Origin of the sequence: Leptolyngbya sp. ST-U4 (genome assembly GCF_039962215.1) — a bacterium.
Lineage (GTDB): Bacteria > Cyanobacteriota > Cyanobacteriia > Elainellales > Elainellaceae > Leptolyngbya_A.
Genome location: NZ_JAMPKZ010000001.1, coordinates 595,794 through 619,476, shown reverse-complemented (window position 1 = coordinate 619,476; position 23,683 = coordinate 595,794). Strand labels below are relative to the sequence as shown.

26 protein-coding genes are annotated in these 23,683 nt (G+C 52.3%); 8 read left to right on the top strand and 18 right to left on the bottom strand.

Annotated features, from left to right (window positions below; all coding sequences use genetic code 11):
* Window positions 1-518: 518 nt before the first annotated feature.
* Window positions 519-905, bottom strand: a complete 387-nt coding sequence (locus NDA02_RS02720) for a four helix bundle protein (protein WP_190793635.1) — start codon at window positions 903-905, stop codon at window positions 519-521.
* Between the two features lie 46 nt (window positions 906-951).
* Complete coding sequence (locus tag NDA02_RS02715) at window positions 952-1,866, bottom strand: branched-chain amino acid transaminase (protein WP_348247268.1); 915 nt, start codon at window positions 1,864-1,866, stop codon at window positions 952-954.
* Window positions 1,867-2,195: 329 nt separating this feature from the next.
* Between NDA02_RS02715 and NDA02_RS02710 the strand changes: the two genes are divergently transcribed.
* The 3 genes from NDA02_RS02710 (at window position 2,196) to NDA02_RS02700 (ending at window position 5,351) form a co-directional block, all read left to right on the top strand.
* The gene (locus NDA02_RS02710; protein WP_190792542.1) at window positions 2,196-3,932 is read left to right on the top strand and encodes a SpoIIE family protein phosphatase; all 1,737 of its coding nucleotides are present in this window, start codon (window positions 2,196-2,198) and stop codon (window positions 3,930-3,932) included.
* A gap of 3 nt (window positions 3,933-3,935) precedes the next feature.
* Complete coding sequence (locus NDA02_RS02705; protein ID WP_190792541.1) at window positions 3,936-4,376, top strand: anti-sigma regulatory factor; 441 nt, start codon at window positions 3,936-3,938, stop codon at window positions 4,374-4,376.
* A gap of 108 nt (window positions 4,377-4,484) precedes the next feature.
* Complete coding sequence (locus tag NDA02_RS02700; protein ID WP_348254366.1) at window positions 4,485-5,351, top strand: hypothetical protein; 867 nt, start codon at window positions 4,485-4,487, stop codon at window positions 5,349-5,351.
* 313 nt (window positions 5,352-5,664) lie between these two features.
* On the opposite strand, the gene nblB is transcribed toward NDA02_RS02700, so the two are convergent.
* The 13 genes from nblB to NDA02_RS02635 form a co-directional block, all read right to left on the bottom strand.
* The gene (nblB, locus tag NDA02_RS02695; protein WP_190792539.1) at window positions 5,665-6,327 is read right to left on the bottom strand and encodes a phycobilisome degradation protein NblB; all 663 of its coding nucleotides are present in this window, start codon (window positions 6,325-6,327) and stop codon (window positions 5,665-5,667) included.
* Between the two features lie 28 nt (window positions 6,328-6,355).
* Complete coding sequence (locus NDA02_RS02690; RefSeq protein WP_190792538.1) at window positions 6,356-6,832, bottom strand: CBS domain-containing protein; 477 nt, start codon at window positions 6,830-6,832, stop codon at window positions 6,356-6,358.
* 126 nt (window positions 6,833-6,958) lie between these two features.
* Window positions 6,959-8,017, bottom strand: a complete 1,059-nt coding sequence (locus tag NDA02_RS02685) for a M42 family peptidase (protein WP_190792537.1) — start codon at window positions 8,015-8,017, stop codon at window positions 6,959-6,961.
* Window position 8,018: 1 nt separating this feature from the next.
* Complete coding sequence (locus NDA02_RS02680; protein WP_190792536.1) at window positions 8,019-9,203, bottom strand: aspartate aminotransferase; 1,185 nt, start codon at window positions 9,201-9,203, stop codon at window positions 8,019-8,021.
* Entirely contained in the window at window positions 9,200-10,402 is a 1,203-nt protein-coding gene (locus NDA02_RS02675; protein WP_190792535.1) for an iron-containing alcohol dehydrogenase family protein, read from the bottom strand. The genes NDA02_RS02680 and NDA02_RS02675 overlap by 4 nt, the downstream gene beginning before the upstream one ends.
* A gap of 102 nt (window positions 10,403-10,504) precedes the next feature.
* Window positions 10,505-11,035 (bottom strand): Ycf51 family protein, encoded by a 531-nt coding sequence (locus tag NDA02_RS02670; protein ID WP_190792534.1) that lies wholly within the window; start codon window positions 11,033-11,035, stop codon window positions 10,505-10,507.
* Between the two features lie 57 nt (window positions 11,036-11,092).
* Window positions 11,093-11,563, bottom strand: coding sequence for a Fe-S cluster assembly sulfur transfer protein SufU (gene sufU, locus NDA02_RS02665; RefSeq protein WP_190792533.1), 471 nt, complete (start codon window positions 11,561-11,563; stop codon window positions 11,093-11,095).
* Between the two features lie 114 nt (window positions 11,564-11,677).
* On the bottom strand, window positions 11,678-12,079 hold the full coding sequence (locus tag NDA02_RS02660; protein WP_348247274.1) for a hypothetical protein: 402 nt from the start codon (window positions 12,077-12,079) through the stop codon (window positions 11,678-11,680).
* A 201-nt stretch (window positions 12,080-12,280) separates the two neighbouring features.
* Window positions 12,281-13,342, bottom strand: coding sequence for a uroporphyrinogen decarboxylase (gene hemE / locus NDA02_RS02655; protein WP_190792531.1), 1,062 nt, complete (start codon window positions 13,340-13,342; stop codon window positions 12,281-12,283).
* 157 nt (window positions 13,343-13,499) lie between these two features.
* On the bottom strand, window positions 13,500-13,967 hold the full coding sequence (locus NDA02_RS02650) for a hypothetical protein (RefSeq protein WP_348254364.1): 468 nt from the start codon (window positions 13,965-13,967) through the stop codon (window positions 13,500-13,502).
* 112 nt (window positions 13,968-14,079) lie between these two features.
* On the bottom strand, window positions 14,080-15,012 hold the full coding sequence (locus NDA02_RS02645) for a retroviral-like aspartic protease family protein (RefSeq protein ID WP_190792725.1): 933 nt from the start codon (window positions 15,010-15,012) through the stop codon (window positions 14,080-14,082).
* A gap of 95 nt (window positions 15,013-15,107) precedes the next feature.
* Complete coding sequence (surE, locus tag NDA02_RS02640) at window positions 15,108-15,824, bottom strand: 5'/3'-nucleotidase SurE (RefSeq protein WP_190792724.1); 717 nt, start codon at window positions 15,822-15,824, stop codon at window positions 15,108-15,110.
* 28 nt (window positions 15,825-15,852) lie between these two features.
* Complete coding sequence (locus NDA02_RS02635; RefSeq protein WP_242067416.1) at window positions 15,853-16,449, bottom strand: SRPBCC family protein; 597 nt, start codon at window positions 16,447-16,449, stop codon at window positions 15,853-15,855.
* Between the two features lie 319 nt (window positions 16,450-16,768).
* Between NDA02_RS02635 and NDA02_RS02630 the strand changes: the two genes are divergently transcribed.
* The 5 genes from NDA02_RS02630 to NDA02_RS02610 all read left to right on the top strand — a co-directional run bounded on the left by NDA02_RS02630 (window position 16,769) and on the right by NDA02_RS02610 (window position 19,651).
* Window positions 16,769-16,951, top strand: coding sequence for a hypothetical protein (locus NDA02_RS02630; RefSeq protein WP_190792723.1), 183 nt, complete (start codon window positions 16,769-16,771; stop codon window positions 16,949-16,951).
* A 99-nt stretch (window positions 16,952-17,050) separates the two neighbouring features.
* Window positions 17,051-17,233, top strand: coding sequence for a hypothetical protein (locus NDA02_RS02625; protein ID WP_190792722.1), 183 nt, complete (start codon window positions 17,051-17,053; stop codon window positions 17,231-17,233).
* A 65-nt stretch (window positions 17,234-17,298) separates the two neighbouring features.
* Entirely contained in the window at window positions 17,299-17,673 is a 375-nt protein-coding gene (locus NDA02_RS02620; protein ID WP_190792721.1) for a hypothetical protein, read from the top strand.
* 126 nt (window positions 17,674-17,799) lie between these two features.
* Window positions 17,800-18,096: an acylphosphatase gene (locus NDA02_RS02615; protein ID WP_190792720.1), complete on the top strand. Its 297-nt coding sequence runs from the start codon at window positions 17,800-17,802 to the stop codon at window positions 18,094-18,096.
* A 184-nt stretch (window positions 18,097-18,280) separates the two neighbouring features.
* Window positions 18,281-19,651: an HlyD family type I secretion periplasmic adaptor subunit gene (locus tag NDA02_RS02610; protein ID WP_190792719.1), complete on the top strand. Its 1,371-nt coding sequence runs from the start codon at window positions 18,281-18,283 to the stop codon at window positions 19,649-19,651.
* A gap of 20 nt (window positions 19,652-19,671) precedes the next feature.
* On the opposite strand, the gene NDA02_RS02605 is transcribed toward NDA02_RS02610, so the two are convergent.
* From NDA02_RS02605 to NDA02_RS02595, 3 genes are all read right to left on the bottom strand, one after another.
* Window positions 19,672-19,989 carry a hypothetical protein gene (locus NDA02_RS02605; protein ID WP_190792718.1) on the bottom strand — a complete coding sequence of 106 codons (318 nt, stop codon included), beginning with the start codon at window positions 19,987-19,989 and terminating at the stop codon, window positions 19,672-19,674.
* 215 nt (window positions 19,990-20,204) lie between these two features.
* On the bottom strand, window positions 20,205-22,910 hold the full coding sequence (gene mutS / locus NDA02_RS02600; RefSeq protein ID WP_348254362.1) for a DNA mismatch repair protein MutS: 2,706 nt from the start codon (window positions 22,908-22,910) through the stop codon (window positions 20,205-20,207).
* A 252-nt stretch (window positions 22,911-23,162) separates the two neighbouring features.
* Window positions 23,163-23,330: a hypothetical protein gene (locus NDA02_RS02595; protein ID WP_190792716.1), complete on the bottom strand. Its 168-nt coding sequence runs from the start codon at window positions 23,328-23,330 to the stop codon at window positions 23,163-23,165.
* Window positions 23,331-23,683 lie beyond the last annotated feature (353 nt).

Sequence of the window (23,683 nt, the reverse complement as noted above, 5' to 3'; positions counted from 1 at the left end):
TTAACCAGAAACAAGTCCGCATTTGCCCCTCGCCCCAAATCCCGCAACGAGACACTGAAGCTGCTTCTCGTACCGATCTCCAATCTCCAGACGTCAATCAAATCTTTGGAGCTAAGGCTTTGTTTGACACTGGTGGACGTATTACCGATCGCCAGCAATCGCGCACGGCCTAAGGTACTTCCCGGATCTTTTGCACTTCCCGAATTCTTTGCCATGAGCCTCCCTCCTGCAACGTGGGCTTAATCATTACCCAAATTAGTCTCAAATTAGCAGAAAAGATGCAGGTGCCTTCAATCTTCTAAGCATTCTAGGAATAATCAACCGTGGCAGCCTTGAACCTTTTCCATTCGTATCTCAAGTTGTCTACCTTTTTTATCATCAGATTTTATTTGATCATTCCTGGTTTAGCCGGAAACAGAATCCAAGGCAAAGCACAACATTAAACCCAATCTAATAGAATTGCTTTCCCGCAAGACGAAAACCCATTGTATTAAGTGTATTAAATGACGTGAAATGAGTTAATTTCCCGTTGTCAAGGATTTGCTTGAGGACTTGCTTGAGGATTTCCCGGAGGACTCCCTTGGGGATTCACGCTCCGCGATCAAATGCAATAGCTGCTTGACTTGCGTGATCTCTGGTGTAACATCTACATCGGCTAATCGAGACGCTTGCAGGAGCCGGAGCCAGTAGTAGGTTTCACGAGCTTCCTGCTTGGCAATATCGATTTGTTTTGACTGCTGCGGAACTGGAGCCACAAAAGCTTCTTCAATCAACAAGCCAATGCGCGTCCCGCTTCTAAGCAACTGAGGGGAAATGATTAGCTCTTGTCTTGCCTGGAGCTTTTTGTAGAGCCGGACAATGCTAAGGGCAAACTCAAAGCTCTGCTGTTGGAGGCTGTCATCCATATGCCCATCCATACGCTGCTTCGATAGCGGTCAGGATTCATAACAATCACGCGATCGAAACCGGAAACACCCAATCTTGATACTCTGGAGCGCGATTTTCAGTGATGGCAGTCAGTTTTTCTCTTAGTTTCAGGGTGATGGGGCGATCGACAGGCAGCTTATAGTTTTCGATTCTGGAGACAGGCGCAACTTTTGCAGCCGTGCCGCTCAGGAAGACTTCATCAGCGATGAACAGTTCAGTTTTATCAACCGGTCGTTCAACGACGGGAATGCCAAAATTACGGGCGATCGTCAGCACGCTATCGCGGGTAATACCCTCCAGGATGTCCTGATCGAAGCCAGGAGAAATAATGGTTCCATTTCGCACTACGAAGATATTCATGCCAGATGCTTCGCTGACTTTGCCCTGAGAGTTGAGTAAAATGGCCTCATCAAAGCCAGAATCCACTGCTTCGGTTTTTGCCAGGGAGGAGGTGATATACGCACCGCTCACTTTGCCGCGCAGAGGCAGGCTGCGGTCTTCCTGACGATGCCATGAGCTAATCCGACAGGTCACCCCTTCGGGGGACAGGTAATCGCCCAACTCTAAGCCGTACACAAAAAAGTCTTTGTCAATATTGTGCAGGCGAGGGGCAATGCCCAGATCAGAAGTGTAAACAAACGGACGAATATAAAACGAAGTGCGCGGCTGATTCTTTCTAACGAAATCGATAATGATACTCTGAATTTTATCGGCGGGAAGGTCGTAGTGCAGGAAGCGAGCACTGTTGCTGAGGCGTTGACAGTGGCGATCGAGCCGAAACAGCAGCACTTGATCAGGATTTTGGGGATCAGGAATGCCGCGCAGCCCGCCGAACGCGCCTGTACCGTAGTGCAACGCATGCGTTGCGATCGAAATCTTCGCATCGGTAAACGGCACAAATTGGTTTTGAAAATATGCGATCGGCAAAAAGTTGTGCATCGTCCTAAACCCTAACTCCTATAGCGTTCACATCATAGCTTTGAACAGAGGGTGTAGAAGCCTTGTTCCCGCGCAGGGGTAGAATGCCTGCACCCTGTTCAACCTCCATAAAGGATTGCTATAGACCCTATCAGGAGACCCCAGACAACCCGACTGTCCCATTTTTTAGATTGTTTAGCATTATCCCATACGGTTGCCAGCAGAGTTCAAGGGACAGCGATTTCAAGAGCAGCCATGAAACCCTGACCTCGCTCTGTTCGTGCTGGTGTTAGTGCTGGACTAATCCTGGGCACAATCGCAGTTAAGTTTCCATTTTGTGTCCTGATTTCATGACTCATTCTGCGTCGGGTAAGCTGCCGTTAATGATTGTGGATGATGAATCCGATAATCTTGATTTGCTGGATCGCACCTTTCGGCGATCGTTTACGGTGTATCGGGCAAATAGTGCGCTAGAAGCCCTTCAACTGCTGGACGAAGCGGGCGAAATGGCGGTGATTATTTCTGATCAGCGAATGCCGCGAATGAACGGCACCGATTTTTTGAGCAAAACAGTCGATCGCTTTCCCGATACGATGCGAATCCTGCTCACAGGCTATAGCGATGTGCAGGATCTGGTTGGAGCTATCAATTGCAGCAAGGTCTTTAAATACATCACCAAGCCCTGGGACCCAGAGGAACTGCGGCAAACGGTGCAGCAGGCGGGCGAAATTTATCAGGTTGTCAAACAAAGAACTGCCGAACTGCATCGTTCCCTGCGACGTGAATCTGCCCTGAATGAGGTCATGTCTGCCATTCGCGAATCGCTGGATTACCGTGCTATTTTGCAGGCGATCGTCCGTACCTTTTATACTACCTTTGCCGTAGATGCCTGTTTGCTGTACCCGGTGGATGCCGTTGAAAGTTCCCCAACGCCTGAAGGTGATCCAGAAGAAAAAGCTGATCTAATGCCGTTTTGTTTTCCACAAACGTTTTCAGACTTTCTCTCAGAAGAATTCTCAGAAACATCCCTGAAATCATTCTCAGTGGCATCGCCTCACGGGCTGTCTTTGAGCGAGGAAACCAGTGGTATCCAGCCAGAGATTCTGTCTTCGGCAGCGGGAAACGTCTACGTGCTCACCGTACCCCTCTGCGATCCTCGCAATGCTCAGGAGCGGCTTGCGGTTCTGCGATTGCTTGGCAAAAATGCCTGGTCAAACGAAGACCTTGATTTAATTGAGACGGTCGCGGCACAGGTCGCCCTAGCCCTCTCTCAGGCAAAGCTTTATCAGCAGCTTCAGGTTCAAACTGAACAGATGCGATCGCAGCTTGCCATTGCCCGGCAGGTGCAGGCGAGTCTACTGCGGCAAACCCTACCGGAACTAGAGCAGGCAAGAGTCCAGGCGGTAACGATTCCGGCGCAGGAGATCGGCGGTGACTTTTTTGAGGTGTACGAGCATCCCGACGGTCATGTATGGATCGCAGTGGGCGATGTTTCTGGCAAAGGTGTTCCGGCAGCCCTGCTAATGGCAAGCGCGATTTCGCTGCTGCGGCGAGAACTGAGCCAAGACATGCTGCCCACGCCGGATGAAGTGCTGCAAAAGTTAAACCACAGCCTGTTTCAAGAGCTAGTTGGCAGCAGTTGCCTGATCACGATCGCGATCGGCTGCTACACCCCAGAAACGGGAGAGTTTGTTTATGCGAATGCGGGTCATGTCTATCCGATCGTCTGGTCTCGATCGCGACAGGAGGAAACTGCACCCACCTATCTCAAAGTACGGAGTGTGCCGCTGGGCATCTTGCCGCTTTGGCAGGCCGAGTCTGGCCGGCAAATGCTCAATCCGGGCGACGTGGTGCTGCTGGTGAGCGATGGCATTACAGAAGCTGAGTTGAGCGACACCGCAATCCAAAGCAGTTCTCCTGGAGCCAGCGATTTTCCTAGTGCTCTGCCGCTGCTGCGGTCAGCCGGACTTTGGGAGATCCTGCGTCAGCGATCGTCTTTTGATCTGGGCGATGTTTTAGCAGAAATTCGCGGTCACTGCCCAGTGCAGGACGACGACCAAACGCTACTTACTCTGGAGGTGCTTTAGCGTATGAGAACCGAGATTCAAGTTCCCAGCGACTTGAGATTTCTAACAATTATTGAGAACTGGCTGCTGAATTCTCTCGCACTGGAGCTTGAGGAACAGGTTGATTGGCAGCGTCACTCTTGTCGGCTGCGGCTGGCTCTGGTCGAAGCTTACTCCAATGTTGTCCGTCATGCTCATCAGGGTCAGCCCGATCTGCCTGTCATGATCAAGGTCGAACTGAAAGCACGAAACCTACAACTCGAAATTTGGGATCACGGGCAGGGATTTGACCTTTCAACCTATTTGCCGCCAATTCCTCAAGATAAGCAGGAAGGGGGCTATGGCTGGCTGATTCTCAATCGTTTGATGGATCGAGTTGAGTACCGGCTGCGGGTGAACGGGCGCAATTGCCTGAGGCTAGAGACAACGTTGCCAGAACGCGAAGTGGTGTCAGTCAACAGCTAAAGTTGCCGACGGTTATTCTGCAAAGCAAGCTCCTTCTTTGAGCAGATACTCAAATCCTGAACAGTCTGCCTATGCTGTGAGAAAATCTGTTTTTCTCTTACAGAACTGATGAAGCGGGCAATTTTTGTTTTAGGGGCACAGCGCAGCGGCACTTCTGTCACCAGCCATGTACTGTCAGAACTTAGCGTGCAGTTTGGAGACCGCGATCGATTTATTCAGTTTGATCACAATCCGATCTTCTTTGAGTTGCCATGGGTAAACGAACTGAATAATCAGATTGTGAAGGCGATCGGTCATCAGTACATCGATTTTTTTCTGCCACTCGAAGCTGACTTTATGGCTCCTAAAATCCAGCCGCAGATTCAGGCGATTCAGGCAGACATTCATCGATTGATTCAGAATGAATGGCACGATCAGGTGGTGCGAACCAGTTTCCCTTTCAAGCCGATCGCAGCAGCAGATTCGCAAGACTTCATCATCGGTATTAAAGATCCAAGAATTTCACTCACGTTTCCCATCTGGGAGCCTGTTTTGCTAGCGCGAGGCTATTCAATTCAGGTTGTTCAACCGTTTCGATCGCCCGCTGGATTTCTACACTCAAATCAGAAGTTATTTCATCAATGGGAAGGGTGGACGATCGATCAACATCTGCATCTTTGGCTTCAATTTAATCTAGCAGCAGTCTATTTCACACGACGTTATCCGCTTCACCTCCTGAACTATGATCGTTTGATGCAGTTTTCGTTAGAAGAAGTTGTCCAGCTTGTCACTGCACTATCACTGAATGTTTCTCTCGCTGAGAAAGCAGCAGCTGTGGTTCAAACTGAGCATTATCATCATGGTGATCGATCAAAAGACGTTCAGACGGATATTCCCTGGGTCAATGAGGTTTATTTAAAACTTTGTAACAAAACTATTACAGCCAACGATTACCTGAACTACCGTCAGCAAATGCGATCGATGTCACTTGTCTAAGTTTTGATGGGTGAGAGGAAGTTTGCGTTGCAGCTTCCTAAATCTTCTATAAATGGGGAACTTTGAGCAGTGGAAAGCCTCCAGCATGAGGTTGAAAGGCTAACAAAATTGGGAGGGCAATCCACAGATGATTGTATACGGTAGCCACCCTTGGGAGAACCCTACTCTTCCGAATTTCAAAGTCCCCCAGCATTAGGAACTTGGGGGCAAGGCAGGACTGCTACGACTGATTAATTCTACGAGTGATTAAACAGATCGGTAATAAGCCATTGCCACCCTACAAGATTGCGATCCTGCTAAGAATTGACCCAGTCTACTTTGCCAGATAGCTCTGAGCTTCCTGAGCGACTGCCTGCATCTCGTCCTGAGCAAGCCGCCCCAGTGCAGACCGCGCTTCAGGATGATTGAAACGGCTGAGTGCTTGAGCCACTCGGTAGCGAATTTGCCAGTCTGAATCTGAGATATAGGGTAGAAGTAAGTTAACTGCCCGATCGTCTCCCAATTCCCCAAGCGAGCCGATCGCTGCCGTTTTTACCAGTTCATTCTCGGATTGGAGAGCGGTTTGGAGCAGATCAAACGATTGCGGGTCACCCAGTTCGCCCAGTGCCGCAATCACGCTGAACTGCACCAGCCACTCTGAGGAGCGATGGTAAAGCTGCTGAAGATCATTGAATGCTTCTGTTAGCTTTAATGCACCGATTGAGTCTGCGGCGGCTGCTTGCACATCGGGTTCAGGGTCTTCGGTGAGGGCACGACGTAGAATTTCGAGCGCTGTGGAGGGATTTTGTCGCCCCAAGCTCGAAAGCTGGCTCACTGCCGCATATCGCACTCGTACATTGCGATCGACCACCAGCGGCTGGATCAGGTCAAAGGCGATCGACGGTTCGATCTGACGAAGTTGATTGACACCGCTCAACCGATGTCCAAAGTCTTCTGAACTTAAAAGCTCCTGAACAGATTCGGGGGTAACGCTCATTTTTTAATCGTCAATTTTGAGTTTTTAGCTATTCTCCCATACCCTGCTGCGCTGCCATAAAGCGCACAATGTCGCCGCGGGTGAGAATGCCAATTAATTTACCGTCGTTGCTGAGTACGGGCAATCGATGAACGCTGCGATCGTGCATGAGCTGAGCTGCCTCGCGCAAGGATTTGTCGGGCTTGATCGTGACAATATCGCGATCGGTCATAACTTCGCCGACCGTTTGCCCCAGGGCTTTGTGCAGTTCGCGCTCGTAGCGGGCAGGATTTTCCAGATAAATGACGCTGTCCAAAATTTTGATATAAGCGGGTGGGGTAGCTCCGGTTTCCTGCCACATCAGGTCAGTTTCAGAAATAACGCCCACCAGACTGCCGCTGTCGTTAACCACAGGCAGACCGCTGATTCGTTTCTCTGCCAGAATTTGAATCGCTTCATTAAGCGGTGTTTCTGGCTTGACCACGATTGGATCTGCGGTCATAACATCTGCAACGGTTGTAACCATAAGCACTTAGCGATGCGGTTCGCAAGGAATTAAAATTGCCTTCATTCTAGAGAATTGTAGCCGAGGCAGAAACAGCCCCCTGGAGGATTTCCCCTCACGATTTAAATAACAATTTATGCCAGAGATTCATCGTTGAGATTCACAGAACGATCGCAGCACCGCCACACAGTGGTCGATCGCGCCCAGATGGGCAATCTCATAACCGTGCGTGTTTTGTGTCGGAAAGCTGAGACAGGCAGCACGGGGCACATGACCAAATTTCATCGCGATCGAGCCATCGCTGCCAAACCCGCTCAGAACTGCCATTTGCAGCGAGAGATTCTGGCGATCGGCAGCTTGTAGAAGCTGGGCGTTGAGGGCTTCATCATAAATGCCGTAGCTATCCTGCACCAGCAACACGGGGGTTGTACCGTCTTCGATCGGGTATTCCGCCGAGAGGGGGCAGATTTCGAGAGCAATCAGGGCATCTAAAGACTGTTTTTGGGTGAAATACATTGCACCGATCGCCCCAACTTCTTCTTTGGCAGAAGCCACCAGATACACATCCATTGCAGGCTGCTTGAGCGTCTCCGCCAGGGACAGCAGAATGGCGATCGAGGCTTTGTTGTCCAGTGTGTAGCTGGCGATGTAGTCGTTCAGGCGAAAAGGCTGCTTGCGATGTTTTCCGATGACCACTCGCGTTCCTGGTCGCACACCCGTCTCCGCCAGCTCTGCCGCAGATCGTTTGGTTTCAACCCAGGCAGCTTCCCAGGTCAGGGGCTTATCTTCCTGCAATGCCTTCTGAGGGGACTCGTGCGACACATGACGCGACCCAAAGCTGAGAATGCCGCTCACCGTCGATCGATCGCCCAAAATATCAACCACGCCTTCGCCATAAACCCAGGGATACGCGCCGCCCAACCTGCGAACGTGCAGCCGCCCGTCTAATTCAATCGATTTCACAATGCCGCCGATCTCGTCTTTGTGGGCGGTGATGGCAATCGATCGCTTTGCCTCAGCAGAATCCCCAGTGGAACCTGCTGAAATTTTCGCGATCACATTATCCGCCGCATCGATCCAGGCTTCGATTCCCAGTGCTTCAAACTGCCGCAGTAAATAGTCGTTGATTTCCTGCTCTGCACCGCTGGGAGAGTGGCAGAGGACGAGTTCGGTAATGGTGTCGAAGAGGCGATCGAAGGAGGACATTTTACGAATAGCGGATTCCGGCTTGCTTTAAGCGATCGAGTGCTTGCTGAAGCCGATCGCAGTCTGCAATCAAGCTAATTCGCACATAGCCCTCGCCGCCCGCACCAAAGGCATTGCCCGGAGTGACAACGACGCCCGTCTGCTGAAGCACGGATAGGGCAAAATCAGTGGAGCTGATGCCAGAGGGACAGGGAATCCACAAATACATCGTGGCTTTGGTTTTAGGGATGTTCCAGCCCAGGTCTGCCAAGCCCTGAATCAGGAAATCACGGCGGGTACGGTAGCGCTCCTGAACTTCATGCACATAGTGATCCGGAAGTTGAAGAGCGGTTTCAGCAGCTGCCTGAAGGGCTGCAAAAATGCCGTAGTCCAGATTGGTTTTCAGCGTACGAAGTCCCTGAATCACATGGCGATTGCCCACTACAAAGCCGACTCGCCAGCCTGCCATGTTGTAGGTTTTAGACATGGTGTGAAACTCGACGCTAATATCTTTTGCGCCCGGAATTTCTAAGAGACTGGTCGGCTGGAAACCGTCAAACGCCAGCTCTGCATACGCCTGATCGTGAACCAGCAGAATTTCGTAGCGACGGGCAAAGGCGACAATCTCTTCAAAGAATTCGCGGGGGGCAGTCGCGGTGGTAGGGTTGCTGGGATAGTTGAAAAAGAAAATTTTTGCCTGTTCCGCAACGGCATCGGGAATCTTGGTTAAGTCAATCAGCCAGTCGTTTTCTGCTGACAGAACGATCGGATGAATCTTGCCGCCTGCAATCACCGGACCCCGAAAATGCACCGGGTAAGACGGACTGGGAACCAGGATTAAATCGCCCGGATTGATATAGGCAATCGCCAAATGTCCTAGCCCTTCTTTGGAACCCAGGAGGGGCAGTGCCTCACCGTCCGGGTCAAGTGCCACATTGTAGCGGCGATAGTACCAGTCGGTAATGGCGCGACGAAAGCTTGCCGTGCCTTCAAAGGGCGGATAACCATGGTTTGCCGGATTTTTGAGCGCCTGAACTGCCGCTTCGACGATCGGTTCTGGGGTGGCTCCATCGGGGTTGCCCATGCCCAGATCAATCAAGTCCAGACCTTTTTCGCGGGCGCGGGCTTTCAGTTCGTCCAGTCGAGCAAAGACGTAAGGAGGCAGGGCTTGCAGCCGTTCAGCCGGGGTGATCCAACTCAGCGTCATGGCTTCACCTCGTTTACAGAAGATGCTTCAGAAGGGGAATCGATCGCATCTGCCGCAACCGAATTTCTAAGGTGGCTGATGCTCTGGTTTCGAGCCTCACTGGGAGCCGTTGTAGACACCATCGCCGCCATAAGCTGATCGGGCGTGACAGTAAAAGGCAAACGGTGGATATCTGAACTGGGACGACAGGCAATTTCTGCCGATCGCTGAAGGTCTGCCAGCGTTACGTTAATCAGTCCCAAATCTGCCAGCGTTTGCGGTAGCCCAATTTCACCGTAAAACTTCAAAAGCTGCTGTCTTGACGTGGCTGCCAGGATACTGCCCTGCACCATTTCTTCCAGCCGAAGCTGCACCAGAATGCCAAAGGCGACTTTTTCCCCGTGCAGTGTGCCGTGACTTTGCAAGAGATGCGTCAGCCCGTTGTGAACCGCGTGAGCTGCCACAGTTCGACACTGCGCTCCACCCATGCCGCCAATGACCCCCGCCATCAGCACCGAGGCATCGACCACTTCTCGCCAAACGGCACTCCCCGGCAACTTCAGAGCCTCGATCGACTTTTGCAGCAGCAAATCTCGCAAGACCCGTGCCTGCTGTACTGCCCCAATAATTAAAGTCTGGTCAGAATGTCCGCTGCTCACCGATGCTTCATACCACTTCGCCAGTGCGTCCCCGATCCCTGCAACCAGGGTGCGGCGCGATGCCGTTTCGACAATCGAGTAGTCCAGAATCAGCAAATTTGGGCAGTGGGGCAAAGGCACATCGTAGAGAAACGCGCCTTCGTCAGAATATACATTTGAGAGCGCAGTCCAGGCAGCGCAGGTTGCCCCGGAGGTCGGAACGGTGACGATCGGCAAATTGCACTGATGCGCCACGAGCTTTGCTGCATCCAATGCTTTACCGCCACCAACCCCCATAATTACTTCTGCCTGATGGTCTGCCGCCGCCTGCCGCAGTGCTGCAATTCCTGCCTCGCTACAATCCCGTCCGTAGGATGCTTCTGCCAGGGCAAGTCCCTGTTCGATTGCGATCGGCTCCAGCAAAGGACGCATTACCGCCAGCGATCGATCGCCGCCAATCACCAGAAAACGCTGACCAAACCGGGCAATCGCACTTCCCATCTGCGCCAGAATTCCTGTGCCTCTGGCAACTTGAGCAGGTGCGATCGTCAACACAGGAAGCGATAAATCAGAATCAGTCATAGAACAGGCAAAAGGTACAAAAATCAGGTAAAAGTCAATCGAAACTATAGACCACTTTACTACAGGGCAACGGAATCTCGCCTCGGCAAGTTACTGGATAAATCAGCTTGCAGCACTAGATTCAGGCTGCGGTAGCTTTGCCAGATTTTCAGTAAAAACGTGAATTGCCATCTCCTCATCGTCTCGCACTTCGAGCGATCGCCGCACTTCGCCCACAACGAGCAACTGGCTTAATCCTGGCTCTGGATGCACGATCGTCCTTGCCCGAATCAGCAATTTCTCATCGCCCCGGCTGAGCCGTCCGTAGGAATACAAATCATACGCTGCCTGTTTGAGCGTTGCTTCAAGCTGCTCCTCAGTCACGGTGGGTGGTACGGCAATCACCGCCAGCGTCGAACCCGCATCGTACACCGTCGAAAAGCGCACTGCTCCCGGAATCCTTACGCGGGTAAAGGGAACCACCCCTAGCGCAAACAGACCGACTGCCAGCACCAGCGTAAAGCCCGTCACGCCCACCAGACGGAAGCGAATGCCCCACTTCAGCAGAAAAGCCAGCCCCGTCAAACCTGCTAGCACCAGCGCGGCGATCGCAGTCCATTGAGCGTATTGAAGGAAAGCAGAAGTCGTTAGCATGACTCAATAATGATCAAAAGAAAGGAAACAGAAGAACCGAGAACTTATTCTTAAAAATTATTCGTTACTGACAAAGCCCGCAGGCTGAATGTCCTTGGCAAGTTCGATCGCCGCCTTCAGGGTATGCCAGGACAAATTCGCGCATTTAATCCGTACGGGAAACTGTGCTACGCCCTGCATCACGTTTAGCTTGCGAAGCTCCTGCGGAAATTCGGCTTCGCCGCGCATCATTGCCTGGAACCGCTGCACCATTTCTAAAGCCTCAGTGACAGTTTTGCCACGCAGCGCGTCTGCCATGAGATCAACTGATGCCATTGCGATCGCACAGCCTTCGCCCTCAAATTTCACGTCCTCAATGCGATCGCCTGCCTCACTCAGATGCAGGGTTAGCTCGATCGTGTCCCCGCAAGAGGGATTGTGACCTTTTTGATAGCGATCGATCGGGTCAGTTTTACCGCGATTCCGGGGCTTTTTGTAGCGTTCCAGAATCACCTGTTGATAAAGATCGCGCAGGTTGTCCAGGGACATAGATCTATTGGCTGTGATGACTCTCCTTTCTCATCGTATCAGCGTTGCGGAGGTTCGGGGAAAAAGGAGAACGAGGGGGTCAGGGGATGAGGGGATGGGGAGGGCAGGGAGAGTTTAGGCGGCGGCGGCGGCTTTTTGATGCTGATGCTGACGAACTAGTTCATACGCAGGTTCATAAATCGCTTCGCGAAATGCTTCAAGGGAATAACCTGCAGTTTGTACGGCATGCTGAACAAGCGGCATATCTTCTGTCTGAAAGTAAATGAGCAGGTCGCGATCGTCGTTCTCGGTCGGTTCTGCCCCAACGACCATAAACTCTACTTCTCCTGTTCTCAGTAACGCCCAGCTCAACTGCCCCTCAGCCTCGTAGCAATTGAGGACTTCAAGCTTCAGCACGTTTTGGTAAAAGTTGATGTTGCGGCTCATTTCCGGCATTCCATGATTACAGCAGATGATTTCAGTCCGATTCTTCAGGCAATCCAGCAGCTTGTTTCCTCCCACCGCTTTATAGTTCAATTGTACTGCTTAAAGTTATCCTTTGCCTACCGGGATATAAAAGGTTAGTCACGGATTGCTTAACACCGATTGCTTAACGAAGCGAATTAGGGCAATTTCCCAATAAAAAATCCCCCAGGTGTGGGGGACTAAGGGGATGAGTACAGCAGAAACACCGCTGCTTACATCGTTTGTTTTACGGGAGTCTAAAAGACCGATAGATTATGCACTCACCAGAAGCTTATCGATTTGCTTTGCCGTCTCAAAGAAATAGGCAGCGTTTTCTTCTGGGGTTTTGGGCAGAATTCCGTGCCCGAGGTTGAGGATATGTCCCCGGTTTCCGGCTTTCTTAATCGTGTCGATAATTCGATCGCGGATAAACGGCTGCGAACCAAACAGGACACAGGGATCAATATTGCCCTGAACGCCCACATTCGGTCCTAACCGCCGCCGGGCATCTGCCATGTCTACTGTCCAGTCGACGCTGACAATATCTACACCCGACTGACCCATCAGTTCCAACACGCCTGCGCTGCCGCTGATGTAGAGAATCATAGGTGTATCGGGGTGAGTTGCTTTCACCTGCTGCACAACACGCTGCTGATAAGGAAGGGCAAACTCCTTGTAGTCTTGAGGGCTGAGCTGGCCTGCCCAAGAATCAAACATCTGGACGACTTGTGCGCCGCAGTCGATCTGATAGCAGGCATAAGTGGCGATCGAGTCTGCGATTTTGCCCAGGAAGGAGTGCAGCATTGCAGGCTCCGAGAAAGCCATGCTCTTGATAATGGTGTAGTCCTTAGAGCTTTTGCCTTCAATTGCATAAGCCGCTAGCGTCCAGGGTGCGCCGACAAAGCCCAGCACAGCAGCTTCATTGCCAACTTCCCCGCGCAGCGTTTGCAGAATTTGGCGGATAAAGGGCAGCGAAGCGTCGGGGTCGAGCGGAGTGAGTTTGTCGATCTGCTCTTGAGAGCGAATGGGCGGGTCGATGATTGGTCCCCGGCTTTCAATGATGTCAAAGGGAATGCCAATTCCGGGAAGCGGAGTCAGAATATCGGAGAACAAAATCACGCCGTCTGGACGGAAAGCACGCCAGGGCTGAAGCGAAATTTCTACCGCAATGTCGGGATTCTCCGATCGCTCCCGAAACGAGGGATACTTGTCGCGCAAATCCCGATAGACTTTCATATAGCGTCCCGCCTGCCGCATCATCCACACGGGCGGACGATTTAACACTTCACCTCGCGCAGCCCGCAGCAAGTAAGGAACTTGTTGTGATCCGGTCATCTCAACTCCACTTTTGTTAAATCGATCGTTCAGCACGTTTGTTAGCTTATCACTCTCAGATCCCTCGCCTGGAGTGGGGACTTGCAGAACCGTTACAAAACGTTAGAGCAGTGAAAATCCTGGAAACAAAACTTTAGCAAAACAAACTTATGCCCGGTTAATTCTGCTCCGGTCTTTCAGATAATTCTGTTTCATGTCTGGGCGAAGCAGGCTGGGCAGGAATTTTTTGGCTGTAGAAGCAGTACAGCACTTGCCCTTCTAGCGTCGTTTTAAACTGCGCGTCAAATTCGATCGCCTTTCGATCGAGAAACTGCTTGGCAAATTCGGCAGATGAATGGGTTTCCATTGCAAAATCAAGCACAGACAGTTCACCGCGATGCTCCTGCACCAGACGGTAAAAAATTCCGTCAAGCTGTCTCTCCCTCGCCTGTCGGGCTTCCTCCTGTTCCTGACTTCGCTGCTGCTGCCACTGCCAAAATCGCCAGCCTATGTAAGCTACGCTACCCAGCATCAGAAAAGGCAACAAAAGCCGGAGCAGCGCGATCGCAAAAGCAAGAACAAATAGCCCCACAACCAGCACGGTCAGGGGTTGAGCAAAAATCCGGCTGGAGCGGCGGCGAGACATAGCGCGTTTGAGGGTGGGTTGTTTTTTGATCCTATCCCGCTTCTTAAGAATCGTCTTGCCTATGATTGTTGCTCATACCCGACGTTCATGCCTTAACGCTCATCGCCTTCGCTTATCCCTGGCTCTGCCGCTCTCGAAACTCCACGCGATCAGCACGAATCATAATGTCATAGTGACCAAAGAAATCGTGTCCCAGCAGTCCAAGATCCAGTTCGGGTCCGGCGATCGCCACCAGAACATTTTGAGCCACTGCCCCGCCTACCTCGATCGACTGCACATAGCCCAGCGGAAAAGAAACGCTGCGATCGCTGGCAGTATTGACGACTGCTTCACTGACTGGAACAACGCCCAAAGCATTTGCCATCTGCCGCGTAATCAATGTGCCGCTTGCTCCCGTATCTAGAATCATCTCAAAAGGCTGACTACCATTAAACGTGACGCGAATCACGGGCGTATTGCCTGCTCGCCGCACGATCGGGGCAGAAAAGGCGCGAGGACTGGATGGATTGGCTGCCGCAGGAGGTCGAGCCGGAGTTGCAGTAGCCCGTGTCACCGGACGAGGAGCGGGTGGAGGTGGAGGAGCAGGCAAAACAATGATCGCATCGGGATCTTTCGGCAAATTAGCACGGTTCGCTTGCTGCTGTGCCTGAGCTAGAGCGCGGCGATAGTCCTTCAATTTTTGCTGTGCCTGGGAATATTCTTTGCTAGACTGGGGCACGGTTTTCATCAGATCGATCGCCTGCTGCCAGCGATTTGTCACCAACTGCCAATCGTCTTTTGACTGGGCAGACTGCGCGATGCCAGCGGCACTTTTTGCCCGATCGAGTGCTTGAGCATAGGCTCTAGAGGTTTGACCCGCAGCCGCGGTTGTTGGAGCCGCAATGGTTTTTGTCTGAGAATTTGCTGGGGAATTTACTGGAGAGGCTGACACCACAGGCGGCACGGGAGAAAATGCCTGAATCAAACGACGATCGCATCCTGTCAGCAGCACCAGACCCAGGCTCGACAGCAGCAGAGCAGTTCGACCCGAAAAAGCATTCGTCATAGGAAGAGAGACGGCGCAGAAATAAGAAACAAACATCCAGCCCAGGAACAGCAGTTTAGAACAGCCGAAACCCAAACTTTTCTATTAGTTTGCCCTCAAACCCGAATTTGCGACACAGCAATCTGTCCATCAAAGCAAACAGCAACATCTGAATCTGCATCTCGATCGCGCTGGCTGTAGTCCCCAGCGTAATACAGATACTCGCCCTCTTGCCGATAGCTTGTGGGCAAAGGCTGGGTGCAGAGCGGACAAAAGACGATTTCCGGCTCAGGCATTCCCGCTTCCAGATGGGGCAGATTGACATTCCAGAACGTGCCGAGTTCGAGCGGCAGCGACATCAGCTTTTCCAGGACGCGCACGGTGAGCCGCTCTGCCAACGCCCAATCGATCGCCCGTCTGCGGTGAATGTAGTGAGAAATCGCAATTCCCGGAATCCGGTGAAACGCTGCCTCGCGGACTGCCGCAACGGTTCCAGAGATATATACATCTGCCCCCAAATTGCCCCCGGCATTGATCCCTGAAATCACCCAGTCCACAGGAGAAAAGAGCTGCGTCACCGCAATCCGGGTGCAGTCTGCCGGAGTTCCTTCGATCGCAATTTCCCGATCTGGTTGCTCCGCAGTTTCTCCAGGAGGGAATCGTCGCTCGACGTGAATGCCGCGATGGGTTGTCACCTGATGCCCGCAGCCAGAATGGGGCAATTTGGGCGCAACGACGATCGCTTGTTGGCTTGCAGCCTCACTCACCGCCCGTTTCAGCGATCGAATTCCGGGCGCGTCGATGCCGTCGTCGTTAGTAAGAACGATCGTCATGCGGGTAACTGGTTATGCAGGTAGCAGGTCATGCAGGTAACTGACAAAGGACACGCCGCATTTGCCGCATATTGTTGGGCAAATCTAGCTTGATCGCTTCCTGAATGAACTGGGTCGGAATCGGGATCATCGGCGTTGCCTGTACTGAGTAGGTGAGCAGTGTACCTTGATAAAAATCATGCAGCTTCAGGGTTGCGCTAAAGTCGTTAAAGCTGCCTTGCTCTAGCTGAAACTGAATTTGCTGCCAGGTTGTCTGCGCCGTTTCAAACACTTTAAGATAAATTTCGACCTGGGCTGCGAACAGGAAAAACGCTTTGCGGGCAACCTGATACAGTCGTTTATCCTGCCGGGAACTGCTGACGCTCAGAACTTCGCTACGCGTCATATCGGGGAAATACTGCACCCAGCGCGGATAGTCTGTAATTTGCTGCCATGCCAGCGATCGATCGATGGGCAAATAGATTTGCGTGGTAACGGCTCCGCCCCAAAGCGAGTGCGATCGAGTTTGCAGCAGCACCTCACCATTGAGCAGCCTGTCCTGATTGCGACGGGAATCAATCCCCAGCGTGTCTGAATCGTTGAACTGCACCGGATCGATCAAGGCAGATGCCAGCATACTTCCCATACATTTCTCCTCACTGCTCTCCTCACTGCACGATCTGCCAGACTCAAGCGGCTTATTCACGAAACCCTTTCTTGCTATCAGGCTGACCTACAGTCCGTTGTAGTCGCTGTCAACTGAAGATACAACCGCCAATCGGGTGAGCAATTGTAAAATTCTCGCAAACTTTCTGCCGCTAACACAGCAATTCTATCGGGGGATCGCCTTTTAGTTTCGATCGCCGCTGGGCAAATTGTCTGCCTGTCCTGCTCAATCTCTACACCCCCATGTCAAAATAGGTTGCGTCAATTCCCGTCTATTTCCTGTTTGCAGGAGGCATGGTGTGAGGCATTCCCCCAATCTGGGCGTTACGATCTTTCTGTATATTGCTGGAATCTTGCTGGTCATGATGGCGATCGTGCTCATGCTGCAAGCCTTTAATGTCCGAGTACCAGAGCCTGCAATCTGGGCAGTGGTGCTGCTGTCGATTGGTGCAGGCATTCTGGCAGGCATTCGCAATCGGTAGAACCCTCCTCTAGTGTTCCCTGCCAAAAATTGCCTAATGATGCCTGTTAGCCTTCCGCGACTTAGAGCCAAAGCCCAAGAAATGTCCCAATAATGCCCCATGCTGAAATCCCTGCGTCCCGAGACCACCATTTTTCTTGCCTGTCTTTTGCTCACCGTTTTCATTTGGGTATTGCGCGGTCTAGGCATTCTCACTTTCGTTCCAGGTAGCCTGATCTGGTTCCTTATCCTTGCCACCGTCGGCACAGCGATCGTCAACGGCTTACTGAGCACCCGCCGCTAACCCCCTCATCTCCTCACCTACTGCTTTACCCCTCTATCTCTCTACCCCTCTACCCCTCCGCCTTCATGTTCATCCTTACCCTCGCCGAAATTGCCCAATTCCGATCGCAGCTTGCCGCAGACCCGATTGCCCTGCGTACTCTGGACATGATCGAAGACTGCGACGGCGATCTCGAAGATGCTGCGATTACACTGGCACTCCAGGTTGGACAGGAGCCGAATCGATCGGATCAGTGGCTGGATGGATTGGCGAAGCGGTGGCGCGTGTTTATCTGCCAATCGGACGCAAAACCTTCGCTTGCCAAGGGGTCAGTGGTTGAACTGGTACGGGCACTCTCGGTCGAAACGACGCTACCCTCGGCTTTAGCAACGCCGATCGCAATTTATGTGGTGAAGACGGGGATTGAAGCGTTTTGTAAGCCGTTGGAGGAGAAGTTATAGGGGGATGGGAGCGGGAGGAAGTGGGAAGTGGGGAGGCGAGGAGATGGGGAGATAAGGGGATGAGCAGGTGATATGGAGCATTGGCAATCACGGTAGTTCTGGAATGGTTTGAGTCGGAGGCGATCGATGAGTTTATCTTTAGACGATCAGATTCGCGTTCATGTATTTGTGGCGGGCAAAGTGCAGGGGGTGGGGTATCGGGCTTCAACCTGGGACATGGCGCAACTGCTAAAGCTGAATGGCTGGGTGCGAAATTTGCGCGATGGGCGAGTCGAGGCAGTGTTTGAAGGGGCAGCCTATCAGGTTGAGGAAATGCTGCGCTGGTGTCATCAGGGTCCCCCTGCGGCGATCGTGAAGGAAGTGACGGTAAACCACGAACCATTCGAAGGGTTGAAGCAGTTTGAAGTCATGCGCTCGGCTTAGAAGATGAACAGAACGCGCTGAAGAACTTAACCAGCTCAACGATCGTCTACTAATTCGCAGCGAAGCCAAACGACGGCGATAGAATGGGTGGAACGCTGACGCCCCCGTTTTATTGCAGCAGATATGGGTACACTCTGCCTGACTCCCTTGTTTTCCTCCCCATTCCTTTTCTCGCCTGAATCCTATGGATGCCAACCAAAACAATCCGGCTCAAGCTCGCCAGACGCGACAGCAGTTTGTCAACCCGGAAGATTATTTGTCCTATGAGCTGGGCAAAGCGGTACGAGAACTGCCGCCGCTCTATACTCGTCTGCTGGCAGGAACGCTAACGGCACTCGTTTTGGGAGCTTTGGGCTGGGCATACTTTAGCAAAGTAGACGAAGTAGCAGTGACTCAGGGCGAACTGATTCCGGCTGCTCAAGTGCGACCCGTACGGGCACTGGAAGGTGGCGTAATTCGAGAAATTAAGGTCAAAGAGGGCGATGAAATTAAAAAGGGTGATGTGCTGATTGAGCAAGACCTCACCCTGTCAGAATCTGAAGTGACGCGACTGGCTCAGGCAGCAAACTTGATTAAGCAAGACATTGCCCGTCTGGAAGCCGAGCGATCGGGCAAAATGGATGCGGGCAGCAATCTACAAAATCAGCTCCTTGAAGCCCGGCTGCGAGAGTTTGATAGCCGCCAAGCAACCGCCGCCACCGAAGTTCAGAGACAGGCTGCTGCGATCGAAGAAGCCCGCACCCAGCTTGCTAAACTGCAAGAAAATTTGGTAAATGCTCGCACCCAGCTCACCAATGCCCAGGAGCGAGAATCCAGCCTGCGCGGATTAATTGACGGCGCAATTCCCCGCTTTGATTATCTGGAGGCAAAGGATCGGCTCACTGAAGCTCAAGATCGGGTCTCCACACTGCAACAAGAAATCGCAGGGCAACAGCAAGCAATTCGCCAGGCAGAGCAAGCATATCAGGGCGCACAACAAGCCCGTCAGCAGCTCGGCTCCCAGCGGCAGAGCGAGATTCTCACCCAGCTCAACCAACGGCGTGAAGAACTCTCAAACGTGGAAGGTCAACTCAAGCAGGCACAGCTCCGCAGCGAGGGGCAAGTAATTACCGCTCCCATTGCCGGCAAGATCTATAACATTCAGACGAGTGTGGCAGAGCGATCGGTTGAACCTGGGGAGGAACTCCTGTCCATTTTGCCGGAAGGTCAAAACTTGGTGCTGGAAGTCAAAGTCCTGAACCGTGACATTGGTTTTATCCATGAGGGAATGCGGGCAAAAGTAAAGCTAGCAACCTTTCCGTTTCAGGAATTCGGTGTGATCGATGGAGAAGTGCTGCAAATTAGCCCCAACGCCACGCTGGATAGGGACTTAGGCTTGGTTTACTCAGCGCGGGTCAAGCTTAACCAAGTAGCGATGCAAGTGCAGGGTCGCGAGGTTCCGTTTGCGCCCGGTATGGCGGCAACCGCAGAACTTGTGACTCGCCAGCGATCGGTGTTGACCTTCCTGCTAGAGCCGATTACTCGCCGCTTTAGTGAGGCATTCTCAACGCGCTAGGCAAGCTACTTTATCAAAAGTTATGTCTCTGCCTTAAAGAAAGCCTCAGACTTGCCCAGCATTTCGATCGCTTGGTCTGCATCGATCAACCGTTTCAGCACTACCTGACCGATCGATCGCGCTTCGGGCTTGCTGCTGTCAGAGTCGATCCGCTTAACTTCGACCATGATTACCTCATCCTCAACTCGATAGAGCCACAGCTTTTCGCTGTTTTCGATGATGCAAAGATTGGTTTGCTGAATTTCTGGCTTACGCCGCCAGGCTGCTTCATTCCATAGACCTCCAAATTCCCACACGCGCCCGATCGTCCATCCTTCTGAAAGAAAAAAGTATTTCACGGCGTTTCACAGTGTTGCTGCAAGCTGAGTCATTGCTCATTTTGCCACCTCTGGCTAGGAGCGGCATTGGCATTGGCAAAAGTTTCTATCCTTTTTACTCAAGGCAAAGCTTTTATAGCCACGATCGCGGCAGGGAAGAATGCGATCGATCAAAATAAACGACAAAGGAAGTAGCCCTAGTCTTTCACCCCCAATCTCAAAATCTCCCCGCAGCTTCAACCAAAAATATCAAGCTGTTCACTCGGCTCAGCCACCGTTCGATAGTGACCATTGCGCTCCTGCGCCTTTCGGTCTGCTTTGGGCAGTGTTCCCTGCCGTAGACCCACCGCAATCCGGGAATGCTTCTCGATCTGCGTCATCACCTGACGGGCACGATCGATCACCGAGGCAGGCAGTCCGGCGAGTCGTCCGGCTTCGATGCCATAGGAGCGATCGGCTCCACCAGGACGTACTTGATGCAGGAAGATGATTTGATCCGGCAGCTCCTTCACCGTCACCTGATAGTTGGCAACGTTCGGCAGAATTGAGGCAAGCTCATTGAGCTCGTGATAGTGGGTGGCAAAAATTGTGCGGGCGCGAAGCTCGCTGGCTAAGTGTTCCGCCACTGCCCAGGCGATCGACAGTCCATCAAATGTCGCCGTTCCCCGGCCGATTTCATCCAGCAGCACCAGCGAATGCGCCGTGGCATGATTGAGAATATTTGCCGTTTCGTTCATTTCCACCATAAAGGTCGATTGTCCGGTTGCCAGGTCATCGACTGCACCCACACGGGTAAAGATGCGATCGCATACGCCCAGCGTCGCCCCATTTGCCGGAACAAAGCTTCCTACCTGTGCCAAAAGCTGAATCAGCCCCACCTGTCGCAAATAGCAGCTCTTGCCGCTCGCGTTTGGGCCTGTCAGCACAATCAGATCTGGCGCAGTTTCGCCTTTTCCGCCTCCCATTTCCGTCGAATTCGGCACAAAGAATCCTGCCGGAAGCGATTGCTCGACCACCGGATGCCGACCGGCTGCGATCGTCAATTCACGAGTGGGCACGATCTGGGGACGCACATAGCCGCGAAACGCCGCAATTTCTGCCAGAGAACAAAGGGCATCGATCGCCGCAATTGCCTGCGCCACCTGCCGAATTGGAGCTGCCTGATCGCTGACAGTCGATCGGAGTTTGACAAACAGGTCGTATTCCAACTTGTTTGCCTGATCCTTCGCAATTTGCAGCGCGGTTTCTTTGTCCTTTAGCTCCAGCGTGATGTAGCGTTCCTCATTGGTCAACGTTTGCTTGCGCGTGTAGCCCTCCGGCACTTTTTCGCCTGCTTTTGCCTTGGAGATGCTGATGTAATAGCCAAAGGTTTTGTTGAAGCTCACCTTCAGCGTCGGAATTCCAGTGCGTTCTCGCTCGATCGTCTCCAGTTCCGCGATCCATTTCTGATCGGTGTCGATTTGCTGCCGCAGGCGATCGAGGTCTTCGTTGACGCCATCGCGAATGAGCTGACCGTCCTGCAAGTGGATTGGCGGATTTTCCTTCAGGTGTGCTTTCAGCTTGCCGCCTAACTCCTGCAAAATATCGGGCACGGTTTGCAGCGCAACCAGATAAGGAGACTTTGCCGACTTCACAAGGCTTGCCAGATCGGGAAGACGATCGAGCGAATCTGCCAGTGCCATCAGATCCCGCGCATTTGCCGTTCCTGATCCGGCGCGTCCGGTCAAGCGTTCCAGGTCATAAATCTGCTTGAGTAGATGCTGAAGCGACTGCCGCAGCGATCCGTCTTCGATCAGTTCCTGAATTGTGTCCTGTCGCGCCTCGATCGCCCCAATGTCTAGCAGCGGCTGAAGCAGCCAGCGACGCAGTGCCCGACTTCCCATTGCCGTGACCGTTTTATCGATCGCCCACAGCAGCGACCCGTGAAAGGTTCCGTCCCGCACGGTTTGAGTAATTTCTAGATTGCGCCGAGTCTGATGATCGATCGTCAAAAATTCCGTGATCGTATAAGTGCAGAGCGGCTGAAGCAGAACTTTTTGCGCCTGAGCTTCGCCAAACTTGCGCTCAGAAGTGTCTTCCAAATATTCCAATAATCCGCCTGCTGCCCGAACTGCGAGTGCCAGATGCTCACAGCCCATGCCTTCCAGCGATCGAACCCGGAACCGTTCCAGAATCCGCTGGCGAGCTTCGGTCAGGGTAAAAGGCGTTTGGGGGCGCAGCGTGTAGCAAAACTGAGGCGGTAGACATTCTGGCAAATGAGAAGATTTTTCGCCTGGTCGCAGCAGTTCGCCTAGATCCGGCGCGTTGGTGGGAACCAGCACTTCTGAGGGCTGAAGCCGCATGAGTTCCTGAGTGAGCTGTTCGAGTTCGCTTGCCTGCGTCGTCAAAAATTCACCGGTTGAGATATCAGCGATCGCTAACCCCCAGTGATTTCCGGCAATCACCACTGCTGCCAGAAAGTTATTGCGCCGCGCGTTTAGCATTCCTTCTTCCAGAACAGTGCCCGGCGTAATCACGCGGGTGACTTCCCGCTGCACTAATCGCCCCTGCGCTTCTTCGGCATCCTCGGTTTGGTCACACACTGCTACTGCATAGCCCCGCTCGACAAGTAAGGCACAGTAGCGATCGAGCGCATGATGGGGAATACCTGCCAAAGGAACTTTACCAATTTTTTGCCCCGCATCTTTTGCAGTCAGCAAGAGTTCCAGTTCGCGGGCAACAACGATCGCATCCTGAAAAAACGTCTCAAAAAAATCGCCCACCCGATACAGCAGCAGCGCGTGTGGATACTGATCCTTCATCTCGACATAGTGCCGAATCATCGGAGTCAGATCATTCCGATTCACTGCCCGATGGTTGGCGTAGCGCACGGCATACTTAATCAGGCGATCGGGAATATCTTTGGTGAGTTCTGAGAAATCGGGAGATGCAGAGTCCGTCATGGAAGGAGGATAGGCGACACGATGATCATTAGACCATAGACGCTCCAGCCTGGAAAATGCCTATTTTGGGCACGTTAAAAGACTAGAACGCCTGATCTAACCGATCACTCTCCATCCTAAAAGGGATGCCAGAAAACTGCATCTATCCGGTTTTAATTTTGTGATCAGTTCTAATTTTGTGAGTGAGATTTGTCCTCATCCCTAGCCCCTTCTTAGAGAGCTTTTTAGTTAGAGAGCGATTCCCGATAGCTGCTAACGTCCCTCAACTTCTCCCGTAAAAAAGGCGCGAATAATCGTCCAGCCCATCCAAGCCAGTACGCTAAACGCTGCAATCAGCATCAAGGGTGCAAGCGCAGCTAATGGAGAGACGATCGTAACCAGAATCAGAGCCAGCAAAATCACTGTAACGATCGGATTCATGAGGAAATTTTAGGACACGGCTCTTTCAGGCTAAAGGTTGAGTAAGGCGATCGACCTCTAACAAAGGGTCGGTTTACGCTCTGCCTCACTCGAATCGATGTTAATCCCGACTCTGCTAGCAATCTCTGAAAATCGGTAACGAAGCATCAAGAATTATTGCCCGATCGCCCTCCTTCTCCCCACATGTAAAACGCCGCAGCCGAACCAGGAGAACAGTTTGAGCGATCGTTTCCACGCCAAAATATGTGAAGCATCTGCAGAAGTGCTTTCCCCAGTTTGCCGTAGGTTTGAGACAATCAAGAACAGCTTCAACCTTGATCCTCAGCCTCGTTGCCTTGTCGAGTGAAGACCCT